The 6,873-nt window shown below is 51.1% G+C and carries 6 protein-coding genes and 2 pseudogenes; all 8 read right to left on the bottom strand.

The features are described 5' to 3' along the window. Positions 1-204 (bottom strand): annotated as a pseudogene (locus tag Q319_RS0121925) (IS701 family transposase); the annotation flags it as partial. A 59-nt stretch (positions 205-263) separates the two neighbouring features. Beyond that, positions 264-2,828: a DUF4357 domain-containing protein gene (locus tag Q319_RS0121920; protein ID WP_162178695.1), complete on the bottom strand. Its 2,565-nt coding sequence runs from the start codon at positions 2,826-2,828 to the stop codon at positions 264-266. Between the two features lie 364 nt (positions 2,829-3,192). Further along, a pseudogene (locus Q319_RS29220) lies at positions 3,193-3,285 on the bottom strand (IS982 family transposase); the annotation flags it as partial. A gap of 222 nt (positions 3,286-3,507) precedes the next feature. Beyond that, positions 3,508-4,065, bottom strand: coding sequence for a hypothetical protein (locus Q319_RS27615; protein ID WP_156039539.1), 558 nt, complete (start codon positions 4,063-4,065; stop codon positions 3,508-3,510). Continuing rightward, complete coding sequence (locus tag Q319_RS25920; protein WP_051655674.1) at positions 4,062-4,517, bottom strand: helix-turn-helix domain-containing protein; 456 nt, start codon at positions 4,515-4,517, stop codon at positions 4,062-4,064. The genes Q319_RS27615 and Q319_RS25920 overlap by 4 nt, the downstream gene beginning before the upstream one ends. Beyond that, positions 4,514-4,957, bottom strand: coding sequence for a hypothetical protein (locus Q319_RS27610; RefSeq protein WP_156039538.1), 444 nt, complete (start codon positions 4,955-4,957; stop codon positions 4,514-4,516). The genes Q319_RS25920 and Q319_RS27610 overlap by 4 nt, the downstream gene beginning before the upstream one ends. Before the next feature lie 71 nt (positions 4,958-5,028). Further along, entirely contained in the window at positions 5,029-6,537 is a 1,509-nt protein-coding gene (locus Q319_RS28885) for a hypothetical protein (RefSeq protein WP_245619440.1), read from the bottom strand. Positions 6,538-6,550: 13 nt separating this feature from the next. Beyond that, on the bottom strand, positions 6,551-6,873 hold a 323-nt coding region (locus Q319_RS25050), incomplete at its 5' end, for an IS66 family transposase (RefSeq protein ID WP_029484541.1).

Below are 6,873 nucleotides of genomic sequence, written 5' to 3'. Positions count from 1 at the left end.
TCCGTCCTCCTGCTCGATCTGCCTGACCAACGGCTTTGCCAGTTTCCAGAGCGTACGGGAAAAAGCCTCTTCCTGACGCAAAAAACGAGTGACCTGATCGTGACTGACTTCCCCCAGCAGCAACTGGGCGAGCATGGTGGCACTCGTTTGACCGAACGAGGAGATCAAGAAATCGCTGTACAGTTCCATCATCCGGCGAGTCACCTCCCCAGTTTGCGTCGCCGCAGTGCGAAGCAAGAAATCCTGATGATTTCATGGAGTCTTCAAATCGTAGCGCGTAAGGTCAGATTTAAAGTAAATACCGCATCACTGTGCGGATCAAAATGGTATTCGCCAGTGACCACGCCTATTGCATTGATACGGTTGGTGGTTGAAGCGAGGAATACCAGATCGCCTATGCGAATGCCGTCTTTAAAAGCGTGCTGCTGGACGCTTACTTGATCTTCTGGCAAACTATTCAAATCTCTTGGAGCCAAGGAAGCGGGGAGGCTGATGCCGTCCTGATTCACGCTGTTTTTGAGCCAACTACCCACGCGAATCTCCCCACGCGCTAGACTCTTGTCTCGAACCTGGCTGAACGGCACAATGCCATCAATATAGATGCGCCAGACCTGCCCAACGGGATTGATTTCGGGTGGGCGTGTGGGCGTAGGAGCAAGTTTAGCTGTCTCCTCCTCATCCATACGCGGCAGCACGCCGCCCGCCGCGCGCACAGCTTCCAGAAATACACCGTCCTCCAAGCGGTACGACAGTTGGCCCCCACTCATGACGGGTTTGATGCCCTCTATAAAGTCCTCGTAACCGAAGGACTGGTGGAAGGTTACGAAGGACACCTGACCCTCGCTCACCAGTTGATCGTAGCGGGTTTTCAGGGCGATCCGATTACTGGCCTGCGCTGTCAGAAAGGCGGGATCAAGCACGGCCAGCGCTCCATTCACCACTGCGTAGGTCTTGCCCGTTCCAGGCGGGCCGTAAAGAATCTGGTTGAATGACACGCCCGGAATCGGGACGAAATCGACTGGCAGCATGAAGGCAGGTGCTGGCGCTATCTCGATGGTCATGACCTCCTGTGTCTGCTGTTGCCTACGTGCCCCGGCAGCCTCGGTTACGCGGGCCAGGGCATCCAGTACGCCGTCCACATAAGTTAGGGCAGCCTCCAGTGCGTCCAGAAAATCCTGGCCCTCCAATGTGTCGGGATCAAGCGTGATGCCTACCCGCATGCGGCAGCTTTTGCCCTCGGCGGTCAGGTAGGTGTCCAGTGCCCGCCGCGCGGCCTGACCGTCACCAGACAGCCCGATCATGCCTACCGCTGGAAAATCGCTGTTGAGGTTGAGCAGTGGTGGACCTGGAAGGTCTGGAATATCTAGCAAGGCGCTAAGTAATTCCTCCCGCATCGCGTCGTTCTGAAGGGCAGCGCGAAGCTCGTCCCGGTGGACATCGGGGACTCCCGTTTCCAGCGTCAGGCCCGGCGGGTAGGTGATGAACTCGGCGTAGCTTTCCGTGGCAAAGAGCATGGCCCGTGCAAACGGCCCCGCGTCGGTTCCGGTTCCACCCATCAGGCCTAACTTGACCGCCAACTGTGTTTTGCCGCTGTAGGGGGAGCGTACGGGCTTCAGGTGTGCAAAGTCCTCGTCCTTGATCAGAGACAGCAGCAACTGACCGTAGCGGCGATCTAGAAGCATGTTGCCCTTGGGGGTGTCGGTGACGTACTGCCCGGCCTCCTGCACAAAGGCGGCAAAGGGAAAGGCATCACCGTCAAGCGCAGCCACACTTTTTCCCGTCTGCGTAGCCAGCCACGCGGTATGAGACAGGGTGGCGAAATCAGGCGTGAGGGCACGTGCTGTATCTAACACTGCCCAGTACTCCGCCAGCGTCTGCACCTTACCCGCGCCGCTGACGTTCTGGCGTTCCAGGTACGGCACATTAACGCCGTTCAAGGCCAGGAATTGCTCTGGATTGAGCCAGAACAGCCCGGTGGTCAGTTTGGGCAAGGCTACCTTGCGAATCGCTAGTGCCCGTCCGAAGGTTTCGGCCTCTAGTCGCCCGGCCACGGCCTGCTGTGCCAGTGTCCATAACGTCGGCAGGTCTTCTTCTCGCCGTTTGCTGCGGTATGCGAAGTACCAGGCGTTCATGGGATTGCTCCACGGCACGCCAGAGAGATCAGTAGGCACATCCTCGGCCAGATTCAGCCTGGCCTTGATTCGGGTCAGGATTTCGGCCACCCGCGACTCGCTCTGGTGTTTAAGGATCAGCGAAAAGAACGAGAAGGGGTCCATGACAGATAGCTGTTCGCCCTCGTCATGCTGGATGTGAATGCCCGCGCTACGAAGTATGTCTATCAATTCGGGCTGGCGCTCCTGATAATCCAGCAGTCGCCTAGCCAACTCATGGAAAAGGGGCTTCCAGGTGGCTGAGAAATCCTCTAATTCAGGTGAGATCAGTTCGGGCGGCAAGGATATGGGAGTAGTCCCCAGCCATTCGCCGTAAGTTTGCTGCTGTCCGCTCTCTGTCACCAGTTTCCACTCGGTCAGGCCGTTCGCTGAGCGGCCCAAAGTCACGGCGGCAGCTCCGCTGGGTTTGGAGAAAGGCACGTTGACGGCGTATTGCAGATTGCCGTTCCCCGCAGGGATCAACTGGCCGCCCTCAATCAACTTGGCCCGTTGCGGCGCGTAACTGTGTCCTTCAAACGACGCTACCGTCTCCGCCCGCGCCCCACTCCCCGCCAGCACCACGAACTTCCCCTCTCTGATCTGTGCGGTGGCCTCAATCCCCACCGATTGAAGTCGAAAGGTGGGCAATAATGGATCAGGCGACTGTGGGTTGGTCATGTTCCGCAGTAGAGCGCATCGGGGCGTCAAGAGTGACGCAGATAAAATGAGGCAGGCGGTGAGCATGGTGCTCAGGCTTAGACTCAGGGGTTGCACCTTGCATAGCGCGGGGATAGCGTCTCAGACGATAAATCTGAACCTGCTCGCGCGGGGCGGTTTCTGCCCTTCTCTCGCCTTCCTCCGCTCCCCCACATCTCAAAAGCCCCATGTCTCAATGCTGTCGTCACGCTTTTCAGCATTTTCCCGAACCGATCACGCCTACCCAACTTCGCCAGACCAGTCTGCCGGCTCCTCTGAGATTCTCGCGCCAGGAGAGATTTTTTCTGATTATGCAGATGCAACTCCTGAGTTAGACGTCCGCAGGTTTACAGATCTTCTGGTCGATAAAGTGTCTCTTAGCCCAACCATAGAAGGTGAAAACATTGCGGCGACGGCCTAAACTGTGGTGGAGACGATATAGCTAGATATCGTCTCTCTTTTGACAGTTTGGGAGTGGTTATAGCCGCTCTAATTTAGCCCTATTAATAAGAATATAGGTCCGTATTGGTCTCGTCTACCCAAGTGCAAATATAGACGTGAAGCGATCCACATCTATCCTTAAAACCCATACTACTAATACTTTTATCAACAAACGGGACACAGATATTGTCGCTAATAGGTGTGATCCTAATGTTAATTATCAGTTTTTTGACGCTGCCTTCTTCGCCGTGGTTTTCTTCGGGGTACTTGGTTTGCTCCCTGCTTGAGCAGGTGCCGGAGTCATAGAAGGCACCTTATAAGGCGGGAGTACAAAACCTGACCAGCCGAATCGCTGCGTGATATTCATAACCATTTCGCGGATGAAAGGCCAGACATTGAGTGGAACATTTCTTTGAGAAAAATGAGCGAAAATCTCATCTGTCAAAGGAATATCTGATGCATATTCGAGACGATAGATACATACTAGGCTGCCCAGATCTTCGTCGGTATCCGAGAGGAAATCTAATCCGAGTTGGGCTTCTACTGTGAAGCTCTCTTCGTCCTTCCTAGGGCAAGAGATAGAGAATTTACTTCCAACCTGGAGAGTGAGTTCTTCCAGGCTGTGTTGAACAGCCTTTGCATGTAGTTCAGAGAGTTCTATCCGACTGAGTTGTAGTGACGCGATAAAATTATTGTAGATCAAGGGATCAAGGGCGGGTGAATCTTCCCCTAAATTGGGCGGAGGAGTTGACGCTTTTTTGGTGCTGCCTTTGGTCATGCTGCCTCCATAACCAGATTTTTAGGCGACATCTCTATTTCAACCTGCCCTTTCCATTCAAAATCCTGCTTCTTGTGGAAAATTCGAACTTTATCTTGTCTATAAGGCAGTTCTATAGGCCAACAGTCACGGGTAACATGTTGTATCTGACCATCCTGCCGCACAGTCATCAGCATTTCAGCGTCAACGGCGGCCAAGTATGCAGCCACGCTGTCCACTGTCCGGTCATTATTGGCATTTTCTAGCTTACTAATGCGAGCTTGCCCAATTCCCATACGTTTTGCAAGTTCAGTCTGAGTCAATCCGGCCCGCTTGCGTGCGCCAATCATGACTTCGGTGAGCTTGAGGCGCAGCCATTCCTGTGCATCTACCGTTCGAGTTTCAAGGCTGTCGCCTGCCAGCGCATCAAGCTCAGCGAATACGTCAATATCACTTAGGTAAGGGTTGGTCATTGTTTTTTCCCCTTTTTATTTTTAGTTGCCGGCTGAGAAGATTTGGCTTTGGCTTGTCTCACTTCTTCAGCTTTTTCCAATTTTTGTTTTCGAGTTTTTGCTATTCGAATTGCAGCAGCATAATCACTGCTGTTGAGTTCTTTGAAACCGTGGAGGAGAACAAAAGTGCGTTCTACAACAGCACACAGCAAAATTCGAGGGTTATTCGGAGTATTGGGGCAACGCAGTGAGTAGATTCCTTGTGCATCTTTGCCCTCCAATGTCTCTAGTACATCTGCTCTTTGTCCCAAAATCGCGATGCCATATTGCGAGATGTAGCCTAGACGGGTCCTGATCTGCTTGATCTCACCCGCCGTTAAATCCGCTTCGCCTAGAAATTGGCTGACCGGGACGGTCCCATCTGGATCACGGTAGTAAAGCACCTTCCAAGCTTCTGCCATTCATCACCACCAACATACTATTCCATATATGGAATAACAATGTGCATTCGGCTTACCCCGCTGGCCCTCTCTTATCCCTCCGGCCTCCACCCACCCGCCACCTCCCCACCTTCAACCCGGCTCCCATACTCCCCCAGCCGCTCCAGCCCCAGCCGTTCCAGTTCGTCAAACACAGAAAGAATCGCTTCCTTGGTGCGGTACACGCCGCCGTGCGCGGCTTCGTCCTTGCGGCGCACGATGGGAAAGGTGTCCATGATGTAAGCCACGTCATCCCGAGCAATGCCGTACAGGATGAAATACAGCGCGTCCAGTTCGGCCCGCAGCCAGAAACGGCGTTCATCGTTCCAGGTAAACGGCTGGCCCGCGTACCCCAGGTCTGCCGCGAAGCCCGACAGGTCATGCGCCATGTAGGTCAGCTCCAGCACACGCGGCGCAATGAACTCAATCAAAGATGTATTATAAAACGATTTAGGTATGAATGGGAGCTGCCTAATCATATAATAGTTAATGGTTGCAGCGCCAAGTTTCTGCCTCATAACATAATCAACTACGAAGGTGTTACTATTGGCTAAGATATAGCTATAGGCAATTGCTGAGTATCTTTCGCTAAGTATTATTATTTGAGCATTATCTCCAACACCTGATTTAGGAATTATGGTAGATATATATGTTCTCTCATCCACCGAGCGTCCAAACTTTCTCGATACCAAGAACCAGCTCTTATCATAGTCCGGCTTATATTTGTCTACTTCAAATTTGTCGATCCAATAGCGTGGCAATACGGCAAAATTAGGATCAGCATATTTTTCGGCAGGTGTATATGGAAGCCCTCGCCCTCCTTTGCCCTTTAAATCTTCAAAACCATAGCTACCATAACGATGATCATACATATGAAAGAATTTCGCCTCATATAAAGAAATAGATCCCTCTTTTCTATTCACAGAGAAAAGATTAGAGTTGGATGCCATATTAAACATAACATTGACTGATCCGTTCCAGCCTTTATCTATATAGTCAATATTTATAAATATTGGAATCCTAGAATAAATATTTGTGATTATTTCATGATCTTTAGGACTTTTTATTGTAGGAAATGTTTTCGATTCTTGATTAATTAATTCTATTTGCTCATAATTTATTCTATAAAATGGGATCTTGCCCTTTTCTGGTATCGCGCGTAAATTGAAAATTGCTTCCGTGAAGTCATTTTTCCTCTTCATGCCACCTATGCTTATAAGACAGAATCTTACAACATTTGCTACATCTGAGAATATAAAATCTTCATTTTCAAAACCGACTACACTTATAAGCCGATTATTTTCCATAATAACTGATACTAGATCTTTATGGTTTTCGTATGTCAGTATTCCAGTAGGAACAACTAATCCCAGAACTCCCGATTCGTTAATCGAATTTATTGAAAGCTCAGTAAAAATTGAAAATGTATTTATTTCTCCACGAGCAGTAAGCGGGAATCTATTGGAATTTCTAATAAATTGGCTTTCCGCTTCGAAAGCGCGTTTCGCATTCTTATACTCGAATGCCAATGGTGTTCCATCCTCAACAAGTTTATCAATCAATTTTTGTAACTACTCAGCGCGAGAAGTCGGGCATGAGGATGTCACCGCGAAATACACTCACGAGGCCCTGCCAGACATGTATGCCCTGCTTGCGAAGTGTGGAGATATAGCTGCGAATCCGGCAGAACGCCGCTCCACCAGTCAGAGACCGAAACCCACCTGACACTTTGCGCTTGATACAGAACATCCGAATATCCCGTTCCGCCTGGTTGTTGTCGAAGGGAACGTCGTCCCGTTCGAGAAACAGAAGCACCGCATCTCGGTGCTTCTGACACCGCAAGGCCAAATTCCGGCCCGGAGTTTGCCTGGGTTTTCCCCGGCGGCCTGGCACTGGGG

This window comes from Deinococcus marmoris DSM 12784 (genome assembly GCF_000701405.1).
GTDB lineage: Bacteria > Deinococcota > Deinococci > Deinococcales > Deinococcaceae > Deinococcus > Deinococcus marmoris.
Note: the sequence above shows the minus strand (reverse complement) of the source record. Positions and strands in the feature narration are given on the sequence as shown.